General features: G+C 70.9%; 22 protein-coding genes and 1 riboswitch. Of the genes, 11 read left to right on the top strand and 11 right to left on the bottom strand.

What is annotated here, in order from left to right:
• Nucleotides 1-17: 17 nt before the first annotated feature.
• On the bottom strand, nt 18-1,271 hold the full coding sequence (gene nagA, locus ACFWPQ_RS19620; RefSeq protein ID WP_384035847.1) for an N-acetylglucosamine-6-phosphate deacetylase: 1,254 nt from the start codon (nt 1,269-1,271) through the stop codon (nt 18-20).
• Nucleotides 1,271-2,212 carry an ROK family protein gene (locus ACFWPQ_RS19615; RefSeq protein ID WP_384035845.1) on the bottom strand — a complete coding sequence of 314 codons (942 nt, stop codon included), beginning with the start codon at nt 2,210-2,212 and terminating at the stop codon, nt 1,271-1,273. Before ACFWPQ_RS19615 ends, nagA begins: the two co-directional genes overlap by 1 nt.
• 130 nt (nt 2,213-2,342) lie before the next feature.
• On the opposite strand from ACFWPQ_RS19615, the gene ACFWPQ_RS19610 reads away from it, so the two are divergent.
• The 3 genes from ACFWPQ_RS19610 to otsB all read left to right on the top strand — a co-directional run bounded on the left by ACFWPQ_RS19610 (nt 2,343) and on the right by otsB (nt 4,836).
• The gene (locus tag ACFWPQ_RS19610; protein WP_384035944.1) at nt 2,343-3,614 is read left to right on the top strand and encodes an extracellular solute-binding protein; all 1,272 of its coding nucleotides are present in this window, start codon (nt 2,343-2,345) and stop codon (nt 3,612-3,614) included.
• 17 nt (nt 3,615-3,631) lie between these two features.
• Nucleotides 3,632-3,865 (top strand): DUF3263 domain-containing protein, encoded by a 234-nt coding sequence (locus tag ACFWPQ_RS19605; RefSeq protein WP_384035842.1) that lies wholly within the window; start codon nt 3,632-3,634, stop codon nt 3,863-3,865.
• 119 nt (nt 3,866-3,984) lie between these two features.
• The gene (gene otsB, locus ACFWPQ_RS19600; protein ID WP_384035839.1) at nt 3,985-4,836 is read left to right on the top strand and encodes a trehalose-phosphatase; all 852 of its coding nucleotides are present in this window, start codon (nt 3,985-3,987) and stop codon (nt 4,834-4,836) included.
• Nucleotides 4,837-4,928: 92 nt separating this feature from the next.
• On the opposite strand, the gene ACFWPQ_RS19595 is transcribed toward otsB, so the two are convergent.
• Both ACFWPQ_RS19595 and ACFWPQ_RS19590 read right to left on the bottom strand, forming a co-directional pair.
• A complete protein-coding gene (locus ACFWPQ_RS19595) occupies nt 4,929-6,383 on the bottom strand; it encodes a trehalose-6-phosphate synthase (RefSeq protein ID WP_384035941.1) in 1,455 nt (484 codons plus the stop codon).
• A gap of 162 nt (nt 6,384-6,545) precedes the next feature.
• Complete coding sequence (locus ACFWPQ_RS19590) at nt 6,546-7,490, bottom strand: glucosyl-3-phosphoglycerate synthase (protein WP_384035836.1); 945 nt, start codon at nt 7,488-7,490, stop codon at nt 6,546-6,548.
• A 157-nt stretch (nt 7,491-7,647) separates the two neighbouring features.
• Nucleotides 7,648-7,809: riboswitch (SAM riboswitch) on the top strand.
• 18 nt (nt 7,810-7,827) lie between these two features.
• Here ACFWPQ_RS19590 and thrC point away from each other — a divergent pair.
• From thrC to ACFWPQ_RS19565, 5 genes are all read left to right on the top strand, one after another.
• Entirely contained in the window at nt 7,828-9,111 is a 1,284-nt protein-coding gene (gene thrC, locus ACFWPQ_RS19585; RefSeq protein WP_384035833.1) for a threonine synthase, read from the top strand.
• A gap of 43 nt (nt 9,112-9,154) precedes the next feature.
• The gene (locus ACFWPQ_RS19580) at nt 9,155-9,430 is read left to right on the top strand and encodes a ubiquitin-like small modifier protein 1 (RefSeq protein ID WP_384035830.1); all 276 of its coding nucleotides are present in this window, start codon (nt 9,155-9,157) and stop codon (nt 9,428-9,430) included.
• Nucleotides 9,431-9,898: 468 nt separating this feature from the next.
• A complete protein-coding gene (locus tag ACFWPQ_RS19575) occupies nt 9,899-10,105 on the top strand; it encodes a cold-shock protein (RefSeq protein WP_019057200.1) in 207 nt (68 codons plus the stop codon).
• Between the two features lie 348 nt (nt 10,106-10,453).
• Nucleotides 10,454-12,076: a chaperonin GroEL gene (gene groL / locus ACFWPQ_RS19570; RefSeq protein ID WP_189266088.1), complete on the top strand. Its 1,623-nt coding sequence runs from the start codon at nt 10,454-10,456 to the stop codon at nt 12,074-12,076.
• Between the two features lie 299 nt (nt 12,077-12,375).
• On the top strand, nt 12,376-13,503 hold the full coding sequence (locus ACFWPQ_RS19565) for an NADH:flavin oxidoreductase (protein ID WP_384035827.1): 1,128 nt from the start codon (nt 12,376-12,378) through the stop codon (nt 13,501-13,503).
• A gap of 68 nt (nt 13,504-13,571) precedes the next feature.
• On the opposite strand, the gene ACFWPQ_RS19560 is transcribed toward ACFWPQ_RS19565, so the two are convergent.
• Nucleotides 13,572-14,036: a hypothetical protein gene (locus ACFWPQ_RS19560; RefSeq protein WP_384035824.1), complete on the bottom strand. Its 465-nt coding sequence runs from the start codon at nt 14,034-14,036 to the stop codon at nt 13,572-13,574.
• Between the two features lie 341 nt (nt 14,037-14,377).
• Here ACFWPQ_RS19560 and ACFWPQ_RS19555 point away from each other — a divergent pair, with 341 nt between their 5' ends.
• Complete coding sequence (locus ACFWPQ_RS19555; RefSeq protein ID WP_384035821.1) at nt 14,378-15,250, top strand: metallophosphoesterase; 873 nt, start codon at nt 14,378-14,380, stop codon at nt 15,248-15,250.
• A 257-nt stretch (nt 15,251-15,507) separates the two neighbouring features.
• On the top strand, nt 15,508-17,061 hold the full coding sequence (locus ACFWPQ_RS19550; RefSeq protein ID WP_384035818.1) for a carboxylesterase/lipase family protein: 1,554 nt from the start codon (nt 15,508-15,510) through the stop codon (nt 17,059-17,061).
• Between the two features lie 31 nt (nt 17,062-17,092).
• On the opposite strand, the gene ACFWPQ_RS19545 is transcribed toward ACFWPQ_RS19550, so the two are convergent.
• Together ACFWPQ_RS19545 and ACFWPQ_RS19540 are read right to left on the bottom strand one after the other, a co-directional pair.
• Nucleotides 17,093-17,665 carry a cupin domain-containing protein gene (locus ACFWPQ_RS19545; protein ID WP_384035815.1) on the bottom strand — a complete coding sequence of 191 codons (573 nt, stop codon included), beginning with the start codon at nt 17,663-17,665 and terminating at the stop codon, nt 17,093-17,095.
• A 97-nt stretch (nt 17,666-17,762) separates the two neighbouring features.
• A complete protein-coding gene (locus tag ACFWPQ_RS19540) occupies nt 17,763-18,533 on the bottom strand; it encodes an MBL fold metallo-hydrolase (protein WP_384035812.1) in 771 nt (256 codons plus the stop codon).
• A gap of 69 nt (nt 18,534-18,602) precedes the next feature.
• Between ACFWPQ_RS19540 and ACFWPQ_RS19535 the strand changes: the two genes are divergently transcribed.
• A complete protein-coding gene (locus ACFWPQ_RS19535; protein WP_384035810.1) occupies nt 18,603-19,262 on the top strand; it encodes a TetR/AcrR family transcriptional regulator in 660 nt (219 codons plus the stop codon).
• A gap of 34 nt (nt 19,263-19,296) precedes the next feature.
• On the opposite strand, the gene ACFWPQ_RS19530 is transcribed toward ACFWPQ_RS19535, so the two are convergent.
• From ACFWPQ_RS19530 to ACFWPQ_RS19515, 4 genes are all read right to left on the bottom strand, one after another.
• Nucleotides 19,297-20,091: an SDR family NAD(P)-dependent oxidoreductase gene (locus tag ACFWPQ_RS19530; protein ID WP_384035807.1), complete on the bottom strand. Its 795-nt coding sequence runs from the start codon at nt 20,089-20,091 to the stop codon at nt 19,297-19,299.
• A 119-nt stretch (nt 20,092-20,210) separates the two neighbouring features.
• Complete coding sequence (locus tag ACFWPQ_RS19525; RefSeq protein WP_384035804.1) at nt 20,211-21,110, bottom strand: GNAT family N-acetyltransferase; 900 nt, start codon at nt 21,108-21,110, stop codon at nt 20,211-20,213.
• A gap of 52 nt (nt 21,111-21,162) precedes the next feature.
• Nucleotides 21,163-21,738: a hypothetical protein gene (locus tag ACFWPQ_RS19520; protein WP_384035802.1), complete on the bottom strand. Its 576-nt coding sequence runs from the start codon at nt 21,736-21,738 to the stop codon at nt 21,163-21,165.
• Between the two features lie 43 nt (nt 21,739-21,781).
• Complete coding sequence (locus ACFWPQ_RS19515; RefSeq protein ID WP_384035799.1) at nt 21,782-22,453, bottom strand: Uma2 family endonuclease; 672 nt, start codon at nt 22,451-22,453, stop codon at nt 21,782-21,784.
• Between the last annotated feature and the right edge of the window lie 2 nt (nt 22,454-22,455).

Genomic DNA, 22,455 nt, shown 5'->3' with positions numbered 1-22,455 from the left:
CTCAACAGGGGGAGGGATCAGGACAGTTCGGGTACGACCACCCAAGTGCCCCGCCGCATCACGCCCTTCAGCGTGAAGTCCGCGTCCAGGACGAGCAGGTCGGCGTCCTTGCCGGGCTCCAGGGAGCCGACGCGGTCGTAGAGGCCCAGCAGGCGGGCCGGGTTGGCGGACAGGGCGGCGACGGCGTGCTCGACGGGCAGCCCGTCGACCGTGACCGCCCGCCGCAGCGCGCGGTCCAGCGTCAGCGTGGACCCGGCGATCGCGCCGGTGTCCGCGAGCCGGGCGACTCCGTCGGTGACGTCCACTTCCAGCGGGCCCAGCAGATAGCGGCCGTCGCCGAAGCCCGCCGCGTCCATGGCGTCCGTGATGAAGGCCACCCGGTCCGGGCCGGCGTGATGGAACGCCAACTGGAGCGCGGCGGGGTGCAGATGGGTGCCGTCGTTGATGAGCTCGACCGTCACCCGCTCGTCCTCCAGGAGGGCGGCGATCGGGCCGGGGGCGCGGTGGCCGATCTGCGGCATGGCGTTGTAGAGGTGGGTGGCGACCGTGGCGCCCGCGTCGATCGCCTCGACCGTCTGCTCGTAGGTCGCGTCCGTGTGGCCGACGGCGGCGATCACGCCGTGCTCCGCGAGGAGCCGTACCGACTCGATGCCGCCGGGGAGTTCGGTGGCGAGGGTGACCATCTTCGCGTGCCCGCGCGCCGCGTCGACCAGCTTGCGGACCTCCGCCGGGTCCGGGTCCCGCAGCAGCGCCTCGGAGTGGGCGCCCTTGCGGCACGGGGAGATGAAGGGGCCCTCGAAGTGGATGCCGGCGATCTCGCCCTGCTCGGCGAGCTCGGAGAGGAGACCGGCCTGGCGGGCGAGGACGTCCATGTCGTCGGTGACGGTGGACGCGACGAGGGTGGTGGTGCCGTGCAGGCGGTGCGTGCGGACACCGGCGAGGATCTCGTCCGCCGTACCGGAGCTGAAGGAGGCTCCGCCGCCGCCGTGGTTGTGCAGGTCGACGAAGCCGGGGAGGAGCCAGTGGCCGGTGAGGTCGATGACCTGGGCGTTCTCGGCGGCTTCGGCGGCGATTTTCGTGCCGTCGACGACCAGGTGTCCCTTGTCGACCACTCCGGTCGGGAGGACTGTTCGGGCACCGGAGAGGATCAGTCCGTGGTCTGCGGGCTGCGGGTCCGTGGGGGCTGGTCGCGCCCGCGCGGCGGTAGCCGCAAATCGGACACTGCCCCGCGCCCCTGAAGGGGCGCTGTCGTGCGGCTCGGTCGCAGCCATCAGGGGGTTACCTCCGGAGTAGTGGTCGTAGTCAACAGGTCCTGGGCGAGCAGGCCCGCCCCCAAACAACCGGCCGTGTCTCCCAGCTCGGCCGGGACGATCGCCGGCAGTTTCTGGAACGTCACCCGGCGCTCCACCGCCTCCCGCAGCGGCTCGAAGAGAACGCTCCCCGCCTCCGCGAGGCCGCCGCCGATGATCAGGACCCGCGGGTCCAGCAGGGTGAGGGCCGTGACCAGGCCGTCGGCCAGTGCGGCCACCGCCTCCCCCCACACCCGGACGGCGTTCGGGTCGCCGGACGTGACCGCCTTGGCGCAGTCCGCCGCGTCCGCGTCCGGGTCGCCGCCGGCCTTCGCCCAGGCCTCGCTCACCGCGGCCGCCGACGCGTACCGCTCCAGACAGCCGCGCTGCCCGCACGGACAGGGGGCACCCTGCGGTCGTACGACGATGTGGCCGATCTCGCCCGCGAAGCCGTGCGCGCCCGATTCCACCCGGCCGTCCAGGCCGAAGCCGCCCGCGATGCCGGTGCCGAGAGCCACGAAGAAGAAGCGGTCCGCGCCCCGGCCCGCGCCGAGCCGGCCCTCTGCCAGGGCGCCGGTGCGTACGTCGTGGCCGAGGGCGGCCGGGATGCCGAGGCGGTCGGCGAGGAGGGCGCGCAGCGGGACGTCGCGCCAGCCGAGGTTGGCCGCGTAGACCGCGAGGCCGGCCTCCTCGTCCACTATCCCCGGGACGGCGAGACCGGCCGCCGACGCCGGCTCGCCGAGGTGCCGCTCGCCGTACGCCCGCAGCTCGGCGGCGAAGTCGAGGATGGCGGTGACGACTGCTTCGGGGCCGCGGTTCCTGCCGGTCGCGCGGCGGTCCTGGTGGAGCAGCTCGCCGTCCGGGCCGACCAGCGCGGCCTTCATTCCGGTGCCGCCCACGTCCAGGGCGATGACATGTCTCACGGGAACAGTGTGGCCCGCCGACCCGCAAGAGGTCTAGTCCACTTGCGTGGTGTAGACCTTATTCGTCAGACATATTGAACGGCGAGACAGTTGGACAGGGGCAGTAGACGTGCGGCGGCGTAGGGCAGGAATGATCGCGGTGGTGTCCGCAACGGGCATGACGGCGGTTCTCGGTGGGTGCGGGACGACGGGATCCTCGGACGTCACCCTCAGACTCGTCGCCGCCGACTACGGGGACTCGGCCGCCAACAGCTCCCAGAAGTACTGGGACAAGCTGGTCAAGGCCTACGAGGCCCAGCACTCCGGCGTGAAGGTCGACGTCACCGTCTACTCGTGGAAGGACGTCGACCGCAAGGTCAAGGACATGGTCGCCGCCGACAAGGCCCCCGACCTGGCGCAGATCGGCTCGTACGCCGACTACGCGGCCGCCGGCAAGCTGTACGAGGCAGGTGACCTGCTCTCCATCCCGGTCCAGGCCGACTTCCCGTCCCAGCTCGCCGAGGCGGGCCAGTGGAACCACGCGCAGTACGGCATGCCCTTTGCCGCATCTACGCGCGTCCTCTTCTACAACAAGACCCTCTTCTCCCAGGCCGGCATCACCACCCCGCCCACCACCTGGGACGAGCTCGCGGCCGACGCGAAGGCGCTCGAGGCGGACGGCGTGAAGTACCCGTACGCGCTGCCGCTCGGCCCCGAGGAGGCGCAGGCGGAGACCATGCAGTGGCTGCTCAGCGGCGGCAGCGGCTACACCGACGACACCGGCACGTACACGATCGACTCCTCGGAGAACGTCGACACCCTCACCTGGCTCAAGGACGAGCTGGTCGGCAAGGGCCTGACCGGCCCGGTGGCCCCGGCCGAGCTGAACCGCGCGACCGCGTTCGCCGCCTTCGCCGACGGCCAGGTCGGCATGCTCAACGGCCACCCCACGCTGATCAAGCAGGCCGAGAAGAAGGGCGTGAAGTTCGGCACGGTCCCGATGCCCGCCCGCGCCGGCCAGAGCACCAGCACCGCGTCCATGGGCGTGGCCGACTGGATGGCGGCGTTCAAGCAGAACGGCCACGCCGAGCAGGTCGGCGACTTCCTCGACTACGTCTACAGCGAGAAGAACGTCCTCGCCTTCTCCCGCGAGTACGGCCTGCTGCCCGTCACCACGTCCGCGTCCCAGACGATGACGGACTCCACGCAGGCCGAGGACAAGCAGTTGCGCCCCTTCCTGGAGCAGCTGCCCACGTCGGAGCTCTACCCCGCGGGCAAGACCTCCTGGGCCGCCATCAGCGCCGACATCAAGAAGCAGATCGGTACGGCGGTGAGCCCGGCCGGCAACCCGACCGGTGTCCTCACCCGGCTCCAGGCCGAGGCGGCGAAGGCGGACAGCCGTACGGCGGCGGCGACCGGCTGAGCGCTACGGTTCTCGTCATGGACCGGCACGAACTGGGCGCGCGCGAGCAGGCCGTCCTCGCCCTCGAACGCCGGGGCTTTCCGAGCCCCGGCGCGAAGGAACGAGCGATACGCGAGGAACTGGACCTGGCTCCGGTGCGCTACTACCAGCTCCTGAACGCCCTGCTGGACGACGAGCGGGCACTGGCTCACGACCCGGTGACCGTGAACAGGTTGCGGCGGGTACGGGAGGCACGCCGCTCGGAACGCTGACTCCGTCTGCGGGCCGGTGGGGGCTGGTCGCGCCCACGCGGCGGAGCCGCATATCGACTCGGCCCCGCGCCCCTGAGGGGGCGCTGCCGCTGACGGAGTGGTCGGATACTGTCGGTTGCATGGGAACCCACATCACGGAACCCCTCCCGACGCCGCGCACCCAGGCCGGGCGCGACGGCCTCGCCGCCCTCCTCGCGCACCCCGGCTCCGCCCTCGTCGGACTCGACTTCGACGGCACGCTCGCGCCGATCGTCGCCGATCCCGAGCAGGCCCGCGCCCACCCGGACGCCGTACCGGTGCTGGCCGCGCTCGCCCCGAAGGTGGCCGCCGTCGCCGTCGTCACCGGGCGCCCGGCCGAGGTGGCCGTCCGGTACGGCGGCTTCGCCGGGGTGCCCGGCCTGGAACACCTCGTCGTCCTCGGCCACTACGGCGCCGAACGCTGGGACGCGGCCACCGGCGAGATCACCGCACCGCCCCCGCACCCCGGCATCGCCGCCGTCCGCGCCGAACTCCCGGCCGTCCTCGAACGTGCCGGAGCCTCGCAGGGCACCTGGATCGAGGAGAAGGGCCGGGCGATCGCGGTCCACACCCGCCGCGCCGCCGACCCACAGGCCACCTTCGAGACCCTCCGTGCCCCCCTCACCGACCTGGCCACCCAGCACGCCCTGATCGTCGAACCGGGCCGCCTGGTCCTGGAACTCCGCCCCCCGGGCATGGACAAGGGTGTGGCGCTGAGTGAGTACGCGAGGCACATCTCCGCGGGCGCGGTCCTCTACGCGGGCGACGACCTCGGCGACATCCCCGCCTTCGCCGCCATCGAGAAACTCCGCACGGAGGGCGTCCCCGGCCTCCTGGTGTGCAGCGGCAGCACAGAGGTGACAGAACTGGCCGACCGAGCGGACGTGGTGGTGGACGGCCCGGAGGGAGTGGTCAGACTGCTGAGGAGCCTGGCTGCTCTGAGTGCTTCATGACTTGTAGCGACCCGTAACTCAAGCGCCCCGTAAGGGGCGCGGGGAACTGCGCGACAAGCCCCCACCGGCCCGCAGCCGAATCTCGACCCGGGCTACCCGCCCAACGCCTCAAGCTGCTCAAGAAACCACCGCGCAGGCGGCAACGCCGTAGCCGCCTCCGCCAACCTCTTGCAGCGCTCCGCCCGCTCCTCCACCGGCATGGCCAGCGCCTGCGCCAACGCCTCCGCCGTCCCCCCGATGTCGTACGGGTTCACGACCACCGCGTCCTCGCCCAGCTCCTCGTACGCCCCCGCCTCCCGCGACAGGACCAGGACACACCCCTCGTCCGACACCACGGGGATCTCTTTCGCCACCAGGTTCATGCCGTCCCGGATCGGGTTCACCAGGGCCACGTCGGCCAGCCGGTACGCCGCCAGCGAGCGTGCGAAGTCGTCCTTGACGTGCAGTACCACCGGCGTCCAACCGGGCGTCCCGTAGGCCGCGTTGATCTCGTCGGCGACCCGCTGCACCTCCGCCGTGTAGTCCCGGTAGACGGACAGGTCCTGCCGTGACGGGTACGCGAACGCGACATGCACCACCCGCTCCCGCCACTCGGGGTGGTCTTCGAGCAGCTGCCGGTACGCCAGCAGCCCCCGCACGATGTTCTTCGACAGCTCCGTCCGGTCGACGCGCACGATGGTCCTGCGCCGCGCGTCCCCCGTCCCCTCGCCGCCGATCTCTTCTCGCAGCGCCCGCATCCGCTCGTCCACGTCCGGCTCGTGCGACCGCTTCCGCAGGAAGTCCGCGTCGGCACCCAGCCCGTGCACCCCGATCCGGGTCCCACCCGACGACGGATCCGCGGCCGGGATCCCCGGGCCCAGCACCGCATGGCAGCAGTCGACGAACGCGTCCGCCCACCGCCGGGTCAGGAACGCCGCGTGGTCGGCGCCCAGGATGCCGGTCAGCAGTTCCGCCGCGATGTCGTCGGGGAGCAGGCGGAAGTAGTCCGGCGGTGCCCAGGGTGTGTGGGAGAAGTGGCCGATCCGCAGGTCAGGGCGGAGGCGGCGGAGCATGCGAGGGGCGAGGGCCAGGTGGTAGTCCTGGATGACCACCACCGCGCCCTCGGCCGCCTCCTGCGCCAGCGCTTCCGCGAAGGCGCGGTTGTAGGCCTGGTAGGACTCCCACCGGCGCCGGAACTCCGCGTCGAAGACCGGCTCCAGCGGGGTCTGGTAGAGCATGTGGTGGACGAACCAGAGGACCGAGTTCGCGATGCCGTTGTACGCGTCGGAGAACACGTCCGCGTCGATGTCGAGCATCCGGACCTGCTGCCCGCCGCTGTCCCCGGCCGGCAGCCGGCCGCCCCCGGCCCGCCGCACCGCCTCCCGGTCGCCGTCGCCCAGCGCGGCGCACACCCACACCGCGTTCGCGTCAGGGCCGATGGCCGACAGTCCCGAGACCAGTCCGCCGCCGCCCCGTTTGGCGTGCAGCGAACCGTCCTCGCGCAGGTCGTACGAGACCGGGCCGCGGTTCGAGGCGACCAGCACCTCGGCACCGCCGGTGGAAGCCATGGGGGAAGCCATACGCCACAACCTAGCCCGGCCCGTAAACGCTCAAACGTACGGCCGCGCCCGACGCGCCGCCGTATACGGCCGTACGGCGAAGTCGCGCCACCGGGTGCGCGGCCGGTACGAAGGCGTCACGCCACCCGGTGCGCGGCCGGTACTTAGGCGTCACGCCACCTTGCGTTCGGCGTACTCCGCGATCTCCGCCATCGGCGGCCGCTCCTCCGTGTCCACGGAGTACGTGCGCGGTTCGAAGCCGTCCTCGCCCCGTTCGAACTGGGTGAGGGAAGGGCGGATCAGGTGGCCGCGGGCCAGTCGCAGCTGGGCCGTGCGGTAGATCGCGGCGGACATCCGGCCGAGGGCCTGGCCGTCCTGGTGGCGGTGCTTGCGGACCCCCACGTCGACCTGCGCCAGCGCGTTGAGCCCCACCAGGTGCAGGGCGTCGACCAGCATGCCCAGCTCCACGCCGTAGCCGACCGGGAAGGGGAGCTGTTCGAGGAGCGAGCGGCGGGCCGCGTACTCGCCGCCGAGCGGCTGCACGAAACCGGCCAGCTGCGGCCAGTGCATGTTCAGCAGCGGGCGGGCCATCAGCTCGGTGACCCGGCCGCCCTGTCCGGCGGCGCCGCCGAGCGGGCGGTCGTACATCGCCTTGACCAGGTCCACGTCCGGGTCGGTGAGGAGCGGGCCGACGATGCCGGTGACGAAGTCGGAGGAGAAGTCCCGCAGGTCGGCGTCGATGAAGCAGACGACGTCCCCCGAGGTGACGAGCAGCGAGCGCCACAGCACCTCGCCCTTGCCGGGGACGGCCGGGATGCGGGGCAGGATCTCGTCGCGGTGCACGACACGGGCGCCGGCCGCCGCGGCGACGGCCGCCGTGCGGTCGGTGGAGCCGGAGTCGACGACCACGATCTCGTCGACGAGCGGCACCTGCTGCATGAGGTCGTGGCGGATGATCGCGACGATGTCGCCGACGGTCTCCTCCTCGTTGAGCGCGGGCAGCACGACGCTGACCGTCTGCCCGGAGGACCGTTTGGCGGCCATGATCTTGTGCAGGGGGCGGTCGGTTACGGACCAGGAGCGGGTGGCCAGCCAGCGCTCGGCTTCTTCCAGCACGGTCAGCGGCTCCTCACTGTCACGGTCACACGACGAGGTGTGATCCATCTCGCGGTTCGGACGACTCTCTCAACTGTCCTGGCCTTCGGTTACAGTCTTGAACAACGCCGATGACCATCGCATGTCCTGGGGTCACCCGGCGTTGACAACCACATACCGCTCATCCAGAGGGGCAGAGGGAAACGGCCCGTTGAAGCCCCGGCAACCCTCCAGTCGGTTCTCGTAGATCGCCGATCAGTGTCGATCGCTCGCGAGGCTCCCGGCTAGGGAAGGTGCCAAATCCGTCTCACGGCGAAATGCGTCGTGAGGAAGATGAGGAGAAAGGGCCTCGCCTCACATGGCTGTGCAGACTGTTGCAAGCACCACCGATTCCACCGTAGACCTCGGCCCCGCCGCTGCCCTGAGCTGCCGCGAGTGCGGTCACCGGGTGCCGCTCGGCCCGGTGTTCGCCTGCGAGGAGTGTTTCGGCCCGCTGGAGATCGCGTACGACTTCTCGGCCTACGAAACCGAGGAGCTCCGCAAGCAGATCGAAGCGGGTCCCGCGAACATCTGGCGCTACGCGCCGCTGCTGCCCGTCCCCGCGGACGTGGCCACCAAGCCGAACATCAACCCCGGCTGGACCAAGCTCGTCAAGGCCGACAACCTGGCCAAGGAGCTGGGCGTCACCGGCGGCCTGTACGTGAAGGACGACTCCGGCAACCCGACGCACTCCTTCAAGGACCGCGTCGTCGCCCAGGCCGTCGAGGCCGCCCGTGCCTTCGGCTACACCACCCTCTCCTGCTCCTCCACCGGCAACCTGGCCGGCGCGGTCGGTGCCGCCGCCGCCCGGGCCGGCTTCCGCTCCTGCGTGTTCATCCCGCACGACCTGGAGCAGGGCAAGGTCGTCATGGCCGCGATCTACGGCGGCGAGCTCGTCGGCATCGAGGGCAACTACGACGACGTGAACCGTTTCTGCTCCGAGCTGATCGGCGACCCGGCCGGCGAGGGCTGGGGCTTCGTCAACGTCAACCTGCGGCCCTACTACGCGGAGGGCTCCAAGACCCTGGCGTACGAGATCTGCGAGCAGCTCGGCTGGCAGATCCCGGACCAGCTGGTCATCCCGATCGCCTCCGGCTCGCAGCTCACGAAGATCGACAAGGGTCTGCAGGAGCTGATCAAGCTCGGTCTCGTCGAGGACAAGCCGTACAAGATCTTCGGTGCCCAGGCCGAGGGGTGCTCGCCGGTGTCGGTGGCCTACAAGGAGGGCCACGACGTGGTCCGCCCGCAGAAGCCGAACACCATCGCCAAGTCCCTCGCCATCGGCAACCCGGCCGACGGCCCGTACGTCCTCGACATCGCGCGCCGCACCGGCGGTGCCGTGGAGGACGTGAACGACGAGCAGGTCGTCGACGCGATCAAGCTGCTTGCGCGCACCGAGGGAATCTTCGCGGAAACCGCCGGCGGAGTGACGGTTGGAGTCACCAAGAAGCTCATTGAGAATGGGTTGATTGATCCGGCGAAGTCGGTCGTTGTACTCAACACCGGTGATGGACTGAAGACGCTGGACGCGGTGGCGGGCACCGGGCTCACGGCGACCATTCGCCCGAATCTGGAGTCTTTCCATGAGGCCGGGCTCGCCTGAGTCCCCCGAGAAATAGGGCGTTGCCCAGACCGGAGGTAAAAACGTGAGCGTCACCGTTCGCATCCCCACCATCCTGCGCGCCTACACCGGCGGTCAGGCCGAAGTCGCCGCCGAAGGCGCCACGCTCGGCGAGGTCATCTCCGACCTGGAGAAGAACCACACCGGCATCTCCGCGCGCGTTCTCGACGACCAGGGCAAGCTGCGCCGGTTCGTCAATGTGTACGTCAATGACGACGACGTGCGGTTCGAGCAGGGCCTGGAGACCGCCACCCCGGACGGGGCGGGTGTCTCCATCATCCCGGCCGTCGCCGGTGGCTGACCTGCCGGTCTGCTTGACAGGCTGATCGAATGACCGAACATTACCTTCGGTAACGCCGATCACCGACTGTTCATCTGATTGCCCCCTCCGTGAGAGAAGCGGAGGGGGCAATTCTGTGTGGTTGAGCGCGGTACAGTTGGGGAACGCGGTCCCGATCTCCAGGTCGGGGGCCCCGTATTCGATACCGCGAGCCCGACAAGAAGTAGCCAAAGTGTGCGGGTTATATGCGGCTTTTGCGGCCTTTATGGGGCCCGACTTGCCCTGAATTCGGCCGAATTCTTGCTACATTCCGGACCCCTTCCGTCCAGAATTCTCGTCCGATTGACCTGTTGCAGACGGCAGTTGGACAGATACATTCAGCCGCGGTCGACGCGTTCCGGCGCACGCCCCCAACCAATGGGGGGTGAGGTCTGACCCGGATCCGCGAAGTGTGGATCTGTGCAAGGGCCAGTAATAGGGGAGTTAGGCATGGCTCAGGGCACCGTCAAGTGGTTCAACGCGGAGAAGGGGTACGGCTTCATCGCGGTCGACGGTGGTGCGGATGTTTTCGTCCACTACAGCGCGATTCAGATGGACGGCTACCGCACCCTGGAAGAGGGTCAGCGGGTCGATTTCGAGATCTCGCAGGGCCAGAAGGGGCCGCAGGCGGACATGGTCCGGCTCGCGACCAGCTGAAGCACGCGCCGACTGACTGCAGCGACGTTCTTCCGTTCTTCTGCTGAAGGGCTCGCACCCGCCGGGTGCGAGCCCTTCAGCGTGCCCGGGGTCCCGTCCCGGCGGGCCCGGAGGCCCGGCTGCGGCGCGCCCGGAGGTCCTGCCGGAGTGCGAGAGGCGCTTGCACTCGACCATGCCGAGTGCTAATCATTGGCGTTAGCACTCTGAAGGTGAGAGTGACAACGAAGGACCGGGTCGGTGAGGCCCGCAGGCCGGGTGGGGCAAGGAACCCACGGGTCGGCGAGCCGTCCGTCGCGGGCGCGGGCGCGGTCCGAAGACTCACCCCCAGTCCTGGAGGGACCACTTCACATGGCCAAGATCATCGCGTTCGACGAGGAGGCGCGGCGCGGCCTTGAGCGCGGTATGAACCAGCTCGCCGACGCCGTCAAGGTCACCCTCGGCCCCAAGGGCCGCAACGTCGTCCTTGAGAAGAAGTGGGGCGCCCCCACGATCACCAACGATGGTGTGTCCATCGCCAAGGAGATCGAGCTGGAGGACCCGTACGAGAAGATCGGCGCCGAGCTGGTCAAGGAAGTCGCCAAGAAGACGGACGACGTCGCCGGCGACGGTACGACCACCGCGACCGTGCTCGCCCAGGCCCTGGTCAAGGAAGGCCTGCGCAACGTCGCCGCCGGTGCCAACCCGATGGCCCTGAAGCGCGGTATCGAGAAGGCCGTCGAGGCCGTCTCCGGTGCCCTGCTGGAGCAGGCGAAGGACGTCGAGACCAAGGAGCAGATCGCCTCCACGGCCTCCATCTCCGCCGCCGACACCCAGATCGGCGAGCTCATCGCCGAGGCCATGGACAAGGTCGGCAAGGAAGGCGTCATCACCGTCGAGGAGTCCCAGACCTTCGGTCTGGAGCTGGAGCTCACCGAGGGTATGCGCTTCGACAAGGGCTACATCTCGGCGTACTTCGCCACCGACATGGAGCGTATGGAGGCGTCCCTCGACGACCCGTACATCCTGATCGCCAACTCGAAGATCGGCTCCGTCAAGGACCTGCTCCCGCTCCTGGAGAAGGTCATGCAGTCGGGCAAGCCGCTGCTGATCATCGCCGAGGACGTCGAGGGCGAGGCCCTGTCGACCCTGGTCGTCAACAAGATCCGCGGCACCTTCAAGTCCGTCGCGGTCAAGGCCCCGGGCTTCGGCGACCGCCGCAAGGCGATGCTGAACGACATCGCCATCCTCACCGGCGGCGAGGTCATCTCCGAGGAGGTCGGTCTCAAGCTCGAGAACACGACCCTCGACCTGCTGGGCAAGGCCCGCAAGGTGGTCATCACCAAGGACGAGACCACCATCGTCGACGGCGCCGGCTCGTCCGACCAGGTCGCCGGCCGGGTCAACCAGATCCGCGCCGAGATCGAGCAGTCCGACTCGGACTACGACCGCGAGAAGCTCCAGGAGCGCCTGGCCAAGCTCGCCGGTGGCGTCGCCGTCATCAAGGCCGGTGCCGCGACCGAGGTCGAGCTCAAGGAGCGCAAGCACCGCATCGAGGACGCCGTGCGCAACGCCAAGGCGGCCGTCGAGGAGGGCATCGTCGCCGGTGGTGGCGTGGCCCTGCTGCAGGCCTCCCAGGTGTTCGAGAAGCTGGAGCTGGAGGGTGACGAGGCGACCGGCGCACAGGCCGTGAAGCTCGCCCTCGAGGCCCCGCTGAAGCAGATCGCCGTCAACGCCGGCCTCGAAGGCGGCGTCGTGGTGGAGAAGGTCCGCAACCTCACCCCGGGTCACGGCCTCAACGCCGCGACCGGCGAGTACGTCGACCTGATCGCCGAGGGCATCATCGACCCGGCGAAGGTGACGCGCTCTGCCCTGCAGAACGCCGCCTCCATCGCCGCGCTGTTCCTCACCACCGAGGCCGTCATCGCCGACAAGCCGGAGAAGGCCGCCGCGGCCGCTCCGGGCGGCATGCCGGGCGGTGACATGGACTTCTGAGCCTGACGGCTCGGCAGCTCCGACGCAGCACCGAGGGCGGCACTCCCTGTTCGACAGGGAGTGCCGCCCTTCGTCGTACGCGCCCCCCCCGCGTTCCCCCCGTGTCCCCCCGTGTCCCCCCGTGTCCGGGGTCACACCGCACTTGCACGGGACCGGGAATGCGCACGACCGGGCAGGTCGTTGTGCACAGACGTGCACTCGATGCGCGTGCACATACCGTCTGGTATACGACCTTCGGTATGCGATCGGCCAGTACTTCGACCGGTCGGTATACGACCTACCCACGAGGAGCCCCCCACGTGACCGTCACCACGCCCCCCGCCTCCCGCGCGGCCGAGATCCTCTCCCGTCCCATCGCCCTGAACGGGCTCACGGTCCCCAACCGGATCGTGATGGCGCCGATGACCCGCCAGTTCAGCCCCGGCGGCGTTCCCGGTGAGGACGTGGTCTCGTACTACTCCCGCCGGGCCGCCGCCGGTGTCGGTCTGATCGTCACCGAGGGGACGTACGTCGGCCACGACTCGGCCGGAGGTAGCAGCCGTGTCCCGCGGTTCCACGGCGAGGAGCAGCTGGCGGGCTGGGCGAAGGTGGCCGAGGGGGTGCACGCGGCCGGCGGCACGATCGTCCCGCAGCTCTGGCACATCGGCATGGTCCGCAAGCAGGGCCAGGCGCCGTACGCGGACGCCCCGGCCGTCGGTCCCTCCGGCATCCGCCTGGACGGCGCCGAGGGCGAGGGCAAGGCGATGACCCAGCAGGACCTGGACGACGTCATCGGCGCGTTCGCCGAGGCCGCGGCCGCCGCCGAGCGCATCGGCTTCGACGGCGTCGAGCTGCACGGCGCCCACGGCTACCTGCTCGACCAGTTCCTGTGGGCGGGCACCAACCGCCGCACCGACGCGTACGGCGGCGACCCGGTCGCCCGTACGAAGTTCGCGGCGGAGGTCGTGGCCGCCGTACGCGCGGCGGTCTCCCCGGAGTTCCCGATCATCCTCCGCTACTCGCAGTGGAAGTCCGACAACTACGACGCGCGCCTCGCGGAGACCCCCGAGGAGCTGGAGGCGATCCTCACCCCGCTGGCCGCCGCCGGCGTCGACGTCTTCCACGCCTCCACCCGCCGCTACTGGCTCCCCGAGTTCGAGGGCTCCGACCTGAACCTGGCCGGCTGGACCAAGAAGCTCACCGGCCGGCCCACCATCACCGTCGGCTCGGTCGGCCTCGACGGCGACTTCATCAGGGGCTTCGCGGGCGAGGGCTCCCCGCTCAAGAGCATCGACGACCTCCTCGACAGCCTGGAGCGCGACGAGTACGACATGGTCGCCGTCGGCCGTGCCCTGCTCCAGGACCCCGAGTGGGCGGCGAAGGTCCTCGCCGGCCGCACGGAGGAGCTGTCCGCCTACGACGCGGCGGCGCTGAAGACTCTGAGCTGACCCCACCCGTTCGCCCTCGGGTCAGCCGGCGATCCGTCCGAAGAACCCGAGGGCGGACGCGTACCCGCTCAAAGCCACCCCGCGATGCTCATGACCAGGGCGACCACGCCCTGTACCGGCAAGGACAGGACGCCGAAGATCAGGGCGCCCCAGCGCGGGGCGTCCGCCTCCGAGCCCTTGTACCTCCCCCAGCTCCAGCCGCCGACGACGGCCAGGAGCGGGACGAGGGCCAGCACGACATGACCCGTCGCGAGCAGCGGGACCACGTCGAGCGCCAGCAGCACCCCGATCCCGGCCCGGACGCCCCGCGCCTCGCGCGTCTCCGGCCGGCCGAAGTGCATCGCGCCGTAGATCACCGAGTGCACGGCGGCGACGAGGATGCAGATGACGAGCGCGCCCCAGGCCCGTTCGCCCAGGGCCGCGAGGAAGTGCCCCCGCACCAGCCCCTCCAGGAGGGCGCCCGGCGAGGTGAAGGCGGAGATCCCGAGCACGATCAGGATCGAGACGCGCAACTGCTTGAGCAGGCCGGTCATCGTCCTTCGCCTGTCGCGCAGGTGGTGTATGTCGTCACGGCTGGGCTCTCGGGTCGGCGGCTGTCCGAGGCATGGGACGCCAGGAACCTGTGAGGGCGCCTCCCGGGAACGGTCACGAGATGCCCAAGGAACGGGCTGCGGGTCTTCCTGACTCTTGACCTGGCCGGAAGCTGTCGTTCCAAGTGGTGCGCATTCTATGCGCGGGCCGTGCGTGGGCTGTCCGGCAGAGTGGCTCTGAGCTGCCATAACGACTCAAGTCGGGTGCGAGACCAGCCCGCTTGCCGCACGTACTTCGTTATTTGCTTGTGACGACCACCGAGGTCACCGGTACCGTCCCGGGCATGCGGATACTCCATCTCTCGGACACCCACCTGGACCGCACCGACGCCCCCAACAGACGGGGTGTCAACGCCACCGCGTCGCTGCGGCTGATGCTCGACGAACTCCGCCATCTCCAGGGCCTCGACGCGGTCGTCGTCACCGGTGACCTCGCCGACGACGGCTCGGCGGAGGCGTACACGGCCCTGCGCACCCTGATCGGCGCCTACGCCGAGGCCCGGAACATCCCCGTCCTGTGCACCACCGGCAACCACGACGAGCGCGAGGCGTTCGCCAAGGTGCTGGGCAGCGGGCATCTGGACGCCGACGGCACCGATCGCGCCGAGCTGGTGTTCGGGGCGGAGGAGCGGGCCGCCGTGAGTTCGGTCGGCGGCTGGCGCTTCGTCACCCTGGACTCGCTCGTGCCGGGCAAGGTCCACGGCCGGCTCGGCGCGCCCCAGCTGAAGTGGCTGCGCGAGGTGCTGCGCACCCCGGCCGAGCGCGGCACGGTCCTCGCCCTCCACCACCCGCCCCTCGCCCTGGACATCTCGCTGACCCAGCAGGCCTTCGGGCTGCGCGACCCCGGCGACCTGGCGGCGGCGATCCGGGGGAGCGACGTACGGGTGATCCTCACGGGCCACTACCACCTCCAGCTCTTCGGGCTGCTGGAGTCGGTGCCGGTGTGGGTGACGCCGGGGGTGGTCAACCGGATCGACCTGACCGTGGCGCCCGGCGGTGAGCGGGCGGTGCGCGGGGCGTCGGCGTCGCTGGTGGAGCTGGGCGGGCCCGCGAGCCCGATGTTCCACACCTTCCATGCGCGGGATCCGCGGGCCCATGAGACGGTGTACGAGATCGACGAGGCGGAGGCCAGGGCGTTCGTGGCCCGGCACGGCTGACCTGGACTGCCAGGACGGCCGGACTGCCGGGACTGCCGGGACTGCCCGGACCGGCTGGACTGCCATGGCTGCCTGGATTCACTCCAACGGGTGAGGGGTGTTCGGCACTCGTGCGAAGTGCCGGACGTTTCATCAGTGACCGGCCGTGAAACGGCGGCGAGCAGCCGGAGAGGCGGCTGCGATCGCCGTCGGGGCGCGGCAGCGGTCAGTCGTCGGAAGTGGCAGCAACCAGCCGTCGAAGTCGAAAGCGAGCGATCATGATCACGAACGAGTCCGCCGAGTCGGCGCCCGCGGCCGAGGGTCCCGTCGTGCGCACCGCCGCCGGTGCCGTGCGGGGCCTGCGGGAGGGCGGCCTGGCGGTCTTCCGGGGGATACCGTTCGCCGAACCTCCGGTGGGAGCGGCCAGGTTCGCGGCGCCCCGCCCGGCGCGGCCCTGGGAGGGGACGCGTGAGGCGTACGCCTTCGGCCCGCCGCCCCCGCAGGACCTGGGCATCCAGGGAGCCCCGGGTGTCCTGGAGGCCCCCGAGGGCGACGACTGGCTGACGGTGAACGTGTGGACACCCGCCCCGGACCCGGCCGCCCGCCGCCCGGTGATGGTGTGGATCTACGGCGGCGCCTACAAACTGGGCCACTCCGGCAGCCCCGGCTACGACGCCCAGCACATCGCCCGCGACGGCGACGTGGTCGTGGTCTCGCTCAACTACCGCGTCGGCATGGAGGGTTTCGCCCACATCGAGGGGGCGCCCGCCAACCGGGGCCTGCTGGACCAGGTGGCGGCGCTGGAGTGGGTGCGGGAGAACATCGAGGCCTTCGGCGGCGACCCCGACCGGGTCACGGTCTTCGGCGAGTCCGCGGGCGCCGGATCGGTGGCCTCCCTCCTGGCGATGCCGAGGGCGCGGGGCCTGTTCCGGCGGGCGATCGCGCAGAGCGTCCCGGGCACCTTCTTCTCCGCCGAGCTCGCCGAGGACATCGGCAGGGCCCTCGCGGCCGAGGCCGGCCTGCGCCCCACGGCGGCCGACCTGGCGGCGACCGACCCGCGCCGGCTGACGGAGGCCGGGCAGGCGCTCGGCGCCAAGATGCCCCAGCACGTGGACCGTTGGGGCCAGATCGCGCCGACGGTCACCCCGTTCTCCCCGGTGGTCGACGGCGAGGTGCTCCCCACCACCCCCTGGCAGGCGCTGGCGTCCGGCTCCGCGCGGGACGTGGACCTCCTCGTCGGTCACAACCGCGACGAGTTCCGGCTGTTCCTGGTCATGAGCGGGATGTACGGCAAGATCACGGAGGAGCAGGCGACCGGCGCCCTGCGCCTGTTCGCGCCGGGCGGCGCGGCGGGCGACCACGCCTACCGCACCGCCCACCCCGACGCCTCGCCGAGCGAGCTGTACGAACGGGTCCAGACCGACTGGCTGTTCGCCATACCGTCCCTGCGTCTGGCGGAGGCACAGACCGCGGGCGGCGGCCGGGCCCACCTCTACGAACTGACCTGGGGCGCCCCGGGCAACGGCGGGCTGCTCGGCGCCTGCCACGGCCTGGACATCCCGCTCCTGTTCGGCACGTTCGAGGCGGACCTGGCCAACCTCCTCTGGGCGGGCACCGGCGTCACCCCCGAGGCGAAGGACCTCTCCGCCCGCTTCCGCACCGCGTGGACGTCCTTCGCGGCGACCGGCGATCCGGGCTGGCCGGCCTTCGACACCGAGGCCCGCCTCACCCAGGTCCTGGACACGACACCGACGGTGACGGCGTACCCGGAGGAGGCGAGCAGGCAGCTGTGGGAGGGATACGAGTTCACTCCCTCACCACTGCTGGGCTGAGGGCGGCTCGGCCTGGCTGGGCCCGGCCCGGCTAGGCCTTGTCGGCGGGTCCGTCCAGGTCCGCCGCCTCGGGCAGGATCACCATGTCGATCTCCGGCCGCCCGAGCAGCGGACCCAGCGCCATTCCGCGCTCCGGCGGCCAGAACCGGGGCTCCTCGCCGGGTACGGGATCGTCCCCGCCCTCCAGCCACAGTCCCTCGCCCCCGCCGGGGGTGAAGAAGGACACCATGCGGACCTGCTCGTCGGTGCGGTTGCGGAACCGGTGCCGGGTGCCCCGCGGGATGAAGACGAAGTCACCGGCATGCGCCAGGAAGGTCTCCTCGCCGTTCAGGAACTCGACCTCGCCCGCTATGACGTAGAAGGACTCGTCGGCGGCCTTGTGCACATGTGCCACCGGGCCGCCGCCCGGCGGCACCCAGCAGTCGGTGAAGCCCAGGATGCCGCCGGTGGAGTCGGCCGGTGCCAGGGTCGAGTAGACGTCGCCGGACATCCACTTGACCACGCCCTTCTCGGCGGGGACATGCATGACGCGCGGACGGAGGTAGTCCGCGATCTCCGCGATCTCCGCGATCTCCACGTCATTGTTCGGCGGTGCAGAACTCATGTCTTTTCCTCTTGGAAAGTGAGGTACCTCGTGCGCCGGGCGAGGGGGCGCCGCCCGGAGGTCTGTGGTGGTGCGCGGCCGCGGATCGCGCGACGGCTCAGCGGACGCCGTACTCGCGTGCCAGCCGGGCGGCGGTTGCGGCGCCGGCGGTGAAGGGCTCGCCGTGGCCGGGCAGCAGCACGCCCGCCGCCGGCAGTTCGTCGAGGCGGTCCAGGGCGGCGAGCGCGGCCCGGCTGTCGTGGGTGAAGCAGCGGCACACCAGCGTCGGCCCGGTGTGGCCGGAGAACGCGTCGGCGGTGACCAGGGCGTCGCCGGTGAAGAGCAGGCCGCGGTCGGCGAGGAGGTACGCGGTGCTGCCGGGCGTGTGTCCGGCCAGGACGACGGCCTGCGGGGCGCCCGGCAGGTCCTTCAGCACCAGGTCGTTGTCGAAGACCCGCGCCCCCTGCACGGCGGGCGCGGTGAACGCCCCGGAGCGGGCCAGCTGGAAGGGGAGGGCGAGTGCGGAGGGCCGGCGCAGCAGGTAGGGGAGCATCGAGCGCTCCGGCTTGGCGTGGCGGTTCGCGCTCCGCGGGCCGTCGCGCAGGATGCCCGCGTCCCGCTCGTGGATCCAGATGTCGGCGCCGGCCCGCTGGAGGGTGTGGGCCAGGCCGGTGTGGTCGAGATGGCCGTGGGTCAGGAGCACGGCACGGATGTCGGCGACGGGGCGGCCGAGGTCGTCCAGCAGCGCGCCCAGCTGTTCGAGGTGCGCGGGCAGTCCCGCGTCGACGAGGACGAGGCCGTCGGGGTCCTCGATCAGGTAGAAGTTGACGCCGTGATCGCCGAGGCGATGCACGCCGGGTGCCACCTGCACGGGCGCAGGACGGGACATGGGAGCCTCCGGCAACGGGGCTGGCTATATTCGATACAGCGGACTGTAACAGATTGAGGGGGTGTGCCGATGGCAGGTGAGACGCCGCGCCGGCCCTACAACTCCGAGCGCCGGCGCGAGGCCGCGCGCCGCAACCGGACGGCGGTCCTGGAGGCCTGCCGCGAGCTGCTCTTCAAGGACGGCTTCCACGCCACGACCATCCGTGCGGTGGCCGAGCGGGCCGGTGTCTCCGCCGAAACCGTCTACAAGTCGTTCGGCGGCAAACCGGGCATGGTCAAGGCCCTGTGGGACATCACGCTGGCCGGGGACGACGAACCGGTGCCCATGGCGGACCGCCCCCAGACCCGCGAGATCCTGCGGACGGCGGACCCGGTCGCCAAGCTCCGGCTCTACGCCGCGTACGTGCGCGGCATCCATGAGCGGATGGCCGCGCTGTTCGCCCTGCTGACCCAGGCCGGGCCGGAGGTCGGGGAGATCCTGGAGACCGGCGAGCGGGAGCGGCTGACCGGTGTCACCGCGTTCGTCACGCACCTCGACGAGAGCGGTGTGCTGCGGCCGGGGGCGGACCCGGCCCACCTCGCGGACGCCGTCTGGGCCCTGGCGGGACCGCAGCTGTTCACGCAGCTCACCGCGGGACGCGGCTGGTCGGCCGGCACCTACGAGGAATGGCTGGCCGACACGCTCACCGCCACGCTCCTGTCCGGGGAGCGGTTGCCCGGGGAACGGTGAGCGCGGGAACGGTGAGCGTGGGGCCGGAGGGTGGTCACGGCAGGATCGAGTCCACGTATCCGCCGTCCACCCGCAGGGCGCCTCCGGTGGTGGCCGAGGCCTGGTCGGAGCTGAGGTAGACGACCATGTGGGCGATCTCGTCCGGTTCGATCAGGCGCTGCAGCAGCGACTGGGGCCGGTGCTCGCGCATGAAGACGCGCTGGGCCTCGTCCCAGGGCAGGTCGCGGTCGACGAGTTCGTAGACGAAGTCCTCGACGCCTCCGGTGTGGGTGGGACCCGCGATCACGGAGTTCACGGTGACGCCGGTGCCGGCGGCCTGCTTGGCGAAGCCGCGGCCCACCGCGAGCAGCGCGGTCTTCGACATGCCGTAGTGGATCATCTCCGCGGGGATGACCACCGCCGAGTCGCTGGCGATGTACTGGACGCGCCCCCACCCGCGTTCGGTCATGCCCGGCAGGAAGAGGCGGGTCAGCCGCACGGCGGCCAGGACGTTCACCTCGAAGTAGCGCCGCCACTCGTCGTCGGTGATCCGCAGCGGGTCCTCGGCGCCGAAGATCCCCAGGTTGTTGACGAGGATGTCCACCCGCGGCAGCACCTCGGCCGCTCGTCGGGCGCCCTCCTCGCCGGTCACGTCCGCCGCGACCGGGACGAAATCGGCGCCGGGCACCTGTACTGCCAGGCGGGCGATGCTCTCCTCGACGCGCCGCGCGTCCCGGCCGTTGACCCCCACCCGGGCCCCGGCACGGGCCAGACCGGCGGCGATCGCCGCCCCGATGCCCTGTGTGGAGCCGGTGACCAGTGCCGTGCGACCCGTCAGATCGATCCTCATTGCGCCGAACCCCTTCCGCGTACGTGTCAGGGCTCAGGTACCCGGGCCGGCGCCCCGGCACCGAGGGTTCGGGCGTTCAGCCCCTGGATGGCGGCACCGGCGTCGGGCGATGTGGTGTGTCACTCCGGTGGCGCTGCGGTGATCCGCTTCTCGAACCAGTGATGGGCGTACGGCTCGTCGTTGAAGGCGGCGACCTCCTGGAAGCCGAAGGAGTGGTAGAGGTTGATCGCGGCGCTCAGCGACTTGTTGGTGTCGAGGCGCAGGGTGTCGTGGCCGTGCCGGGCGGCCCGCGTCTCCAGCTCGGTCAGGAACCGGCGGGCGAGGCCGAGCCTGCGGGCCTGCGGGGCGACCCACATGCGCTTGATCTCCGCCGGAGCCCCGGGCGGCAGTTTCACCCCCGCGCAGCCGACGGGTTCGCCGTGCAGCCGGGCGATCAGGAACAGGCCGTGCGGCGCCCGGAGTTCACCGGCGTCGGGCAGCAGACTGCGCGCGGGATCGAAGCCGGTGTCGAAGCGCTCCTGCAGTTCGGCGAAGTAGGACAGCAGGCAGTGCCGGGCGTCGGGGTGGTCGGGATCGACGGCGTCCAGGGTGACAGTCCCGGCGGTCAGCAGCCGGTCGACCTCGGCCATGGCCGCGACCAGCCGGGCGCGCTGTGCGGAGTTGAGCGGCTGGAGCATGGAACCGGCCAGCTCGTCGCTGCGTTCGTCGAGCAGGGCGCGCTCCGCCCGGCCCTTCTCGGTGAGCCGCACGGTACGCACCCGCCTGTCCTGGGGCTGCGGCTCCACCGTGACCAGGCCGGCGGACTCCAGGGAGCGCAGCAGCCGGCTCACGTACCCGGAGTCGAGCCCGAGCCGTTCCCGCAGGCCGCGCACGTCCTGGCCCTGCCCGCCGATCTCCCAGAGCAGCCGGGCCTCGCCGATGGGCCGGTCGCGGCCCAGGTAGTGGTCGTGGAGCACGCCCACGCGTTCGGTGACGGTCCGGTTGAACCGTCGTACTTCCTCGATCTGTGCCGCATCCATTCTCTGACTTTAGTCAGATAACAGTGCGGGGCGCCACCGGCCGCCGACGGTTCTAGAGGTTGCCGAGGGGCTCGATGTCCACCTGCACCGGAGTGCCCCATACCCGGAGCACCTCGTAGTCGGTGAACTCGTGGACCAGCCGGTAGGCCATGGCGGGCCGGGACCCGCGCCGCTGGGCGGCGAGATACAGCTCGGCCTCCTGCCGGTCGCGCCGGGGGGTGCCGCACAGCTCCCACTCCCGGCCGTTCCACGCCTCCGGCAGCCAGCGCTGCTGCGGCTGCGGGCGGTCGCCGCGCACCCCGTACCGGGACATGGACGTGCTGACGGCCTCGCCGGGCACCGGCCGGGGCCCACCGCCGAACTCCGACCGCCGCGCGGCCCGCCGCCGCGTCTCGCAGAGCAGACACAGATCGGGGGCGCTCTCGTCCACGGGCCCCTGCGGATGCTCGGCACACCGGGTCGTGGGCGCGGCACCGCTGACGCTCTCCTCCAGCAGGTCGAGCGCACGTCGGAGGTCGTCCTTGACCTCGTGCAGCTTGGCGTCGGTCGTCTCGCCGGTCAGCGCCTCCCCGTGCTCCCCGAGCAGACGAAGGGCCCGGCCCAGGGCGGTGAGCTGGGAGTGGTTCATGGAGACCAGGGTTGCACAGGGGGCTGACAACGCGGCGATGAGATCAGTCGGCGTAGTCCTTGAGTTCCTCGGTGTCCAGGGTGAAGCCGAGAGGGTCGGGGAGCTCGACGGGGGTTCCCCAGGGGTAGGAGGCGGTCTGCTGGTAGCGGCTGTCCTCAGGCTCGCTGTAGACGACGACAGTGTTGTTGTCACGGTCGATGAGCAGGTAGACGGGGATGTCGACTGCCGCGTAGCCGACGGGTTTGTCGATGCGGTCCCGTTGATCGGTGTCGCGGTCGTGCGAGGTGATCTCGACGACCATGAGTACGCCATTGGCGGCAGACCACTCACCGTGCCCTTTGAAATGGCCTCGCGGTACGAGAGCCCCGTCGGTGCGTGCGCGGCCCTTGCGATAGGCCTCGGTCTTGACGCCGCGCTCGTGGTGGAGGCGCAGGTCGGGGCGGTGTTGCAGGCACTGCTCCAGCAGCCACATATGGATCTCGCTGTGGTTGCCGCCCGGCATCGCCTTGACCTCTAGTTTTCCGTTGATGTACTCAAGCCGGACCGTCTCCGGAGCTCGCCGATCCAGCTCTTCGAAGTCCTCGACGCTGAGGGGGTCCTTCGTGCGGACCTTCCCGTCGACGAATTCGAGCCGCACGCCCTCCGGGGCCACGCCCGCGAGTTCCTCGAAGTCCTCGACTGGCATTTGCGGTCGTTCGGCGGTGCTGGGGGTCATGG

Origin of the sequence: Streptomyces sp. NPDC058464 (assembly GCF_042721035.1) — a bacterium.
GTDB lineage: Bacteria > Actinomycetota > Actinomycetes > Streptomycetales > Streptomycetaceae > Streptomyces.
This window is presented reverse-complemented; position numbering and strand designations above follow the sequence as displayed.

What these genes read in the sequence shown, in the direction of transcription:
- nagA (WP_384035847.1), bottom strand. Translation starts at nt 1,271, where the DNA reads ATGGCTGCGACCGAGCCGCACGACAGCGCCCCTTCAGGGGCGCGGGGC.
- ACFWPQ_RS19610 (WP_384035944.1), top strand. Translation starts at nt 2,343, where the DNA reads ATGATCGCGGTGGTGTCCGCAACGGGCATGACGGCGGTTCTCGGTGGG.
- ACFWPQ_RS19605 (WP_384035842.1), top strand. Translation starts at nt 3,632, where the DNA reads ATGGACCGGCACGAACTGGGCGCGCGCGAGCAGGCCGTCCTCGCCCTC.
- otsB (WP_384035839.1), top strand. Translation starts at nt 3,985, where the DNA reads ATGGGAACCCACATCACGGAACCCCTCCCGACGCCGCGCACCCAGGCC.
- ACFWPQ_RS19595 (WP_384035941.1), bottom strand. Translation starts at nt 6,383, where the DNA reads ATGGCTTCCACCGGCGGTGCCGAGGTGCTGGTCGCCTCGAACCGCGGC.
- thrC (WP_384035833.1), top strand. Translation starts at nt 7,828, where the DNA reads ATGGCTGTGCAGACTGTTGCAAGCACCACCGATTCCACCGTAGACCTC.
- ACFWPQ_RS19575 (WP_019057200.1), top strand. Translation starts at nt 9,899, where the DNA reads ATGGCTCAGGGCACCGTCAAGTGGTTCAACGCGGAGAAGGGGTACGGC.
- groL (WP_189266088.1), top strand. Translation starts at nt 10,454, where the DNA reads ATGGCCAAGATCATCGCGTTCGACGAGGAGGCGCGGCGCGGCCTTGAG.
- ACFWPQ_RS19560 (WP_384035824.1), bottom strand. Translation starts at nt 14,036, where the DNA reads ATGACCGGCCTGCTCAAGCAGTTGCGCGTCTCGATCCTGATCGTGCTC.
- ACFWPQ_RS19555 (WP_384035821.1), top strand. Translation starts at nt 14,378, where the DNA reads ATGCGGATACTCCATCTCTCGGACACCCACCTGGACCGCACCGACGCC.
- ACFWPQ_RS19550 (WP_384035818.1), top strand. Translation starts at nt 15,508, where the DNA reads ATGATCACGAACGAGTCCGCCGAGTCGGCGCCCGCGGCCGAGGGTCCC.
- ACFWPQ_RS19545 (WP_384035815.1), bottom strand. Translation starts at nt 17,665, where the DNA reads ATGAGTTCTGCACCGCCGAACAATGACGTGGAGATCGCGGAGATCGCG.
- ACFWPQ_RS19540 (WP_384035812.1), bottom strand. Translation starts at nt 18,533, where the DNA reads ATGTCCCGTCCTGCGCCCGTGCAGGTGGCACCCGGCGTGCATCGCCTC.
- ACFWPQ_RS19535 (WP_384035810.1), top strand. Translation starts at nt 18,603, where the DNA reads ATGGCAGGTGAGACGCCGCGCCGGCCCTACAACTCCGAGCGCCGGCGC.
- ACFWPQ_RS19530 (WP_384035807.1), bottom strand. Translation starts at nt 20,091, where the DNA reads ATGAGGATCGATCTGACGGGTCGCACGGCACTGGTCACCGGCTCCACA.
- ACFWPQ_RS19525 (WP_384035804.1), bottom strand. Translation starts at nt 21,110, where the DNA reads ATGGATGCGGCACAGATCGAGGAAGTACGACGGTTCAACCGGACCGTC.
- ACFWPQ_RS19520 (WP_384035802.1), bottom strand. Translation starts at nt 21,738, where the DNA reads ATGAACCACTCCCAGCTCACCGCCCTGGGCCGGGCCCTTCGTCTGCTC.
- ACFWPQ_RS19515 (WP_384035799.1), bottom strand. Translation starts at nt 22,453, where the DNA reads ATGACCCCCAGCACCGCCGAACGACCGCAAATGCCAGTCGAGGACTTC.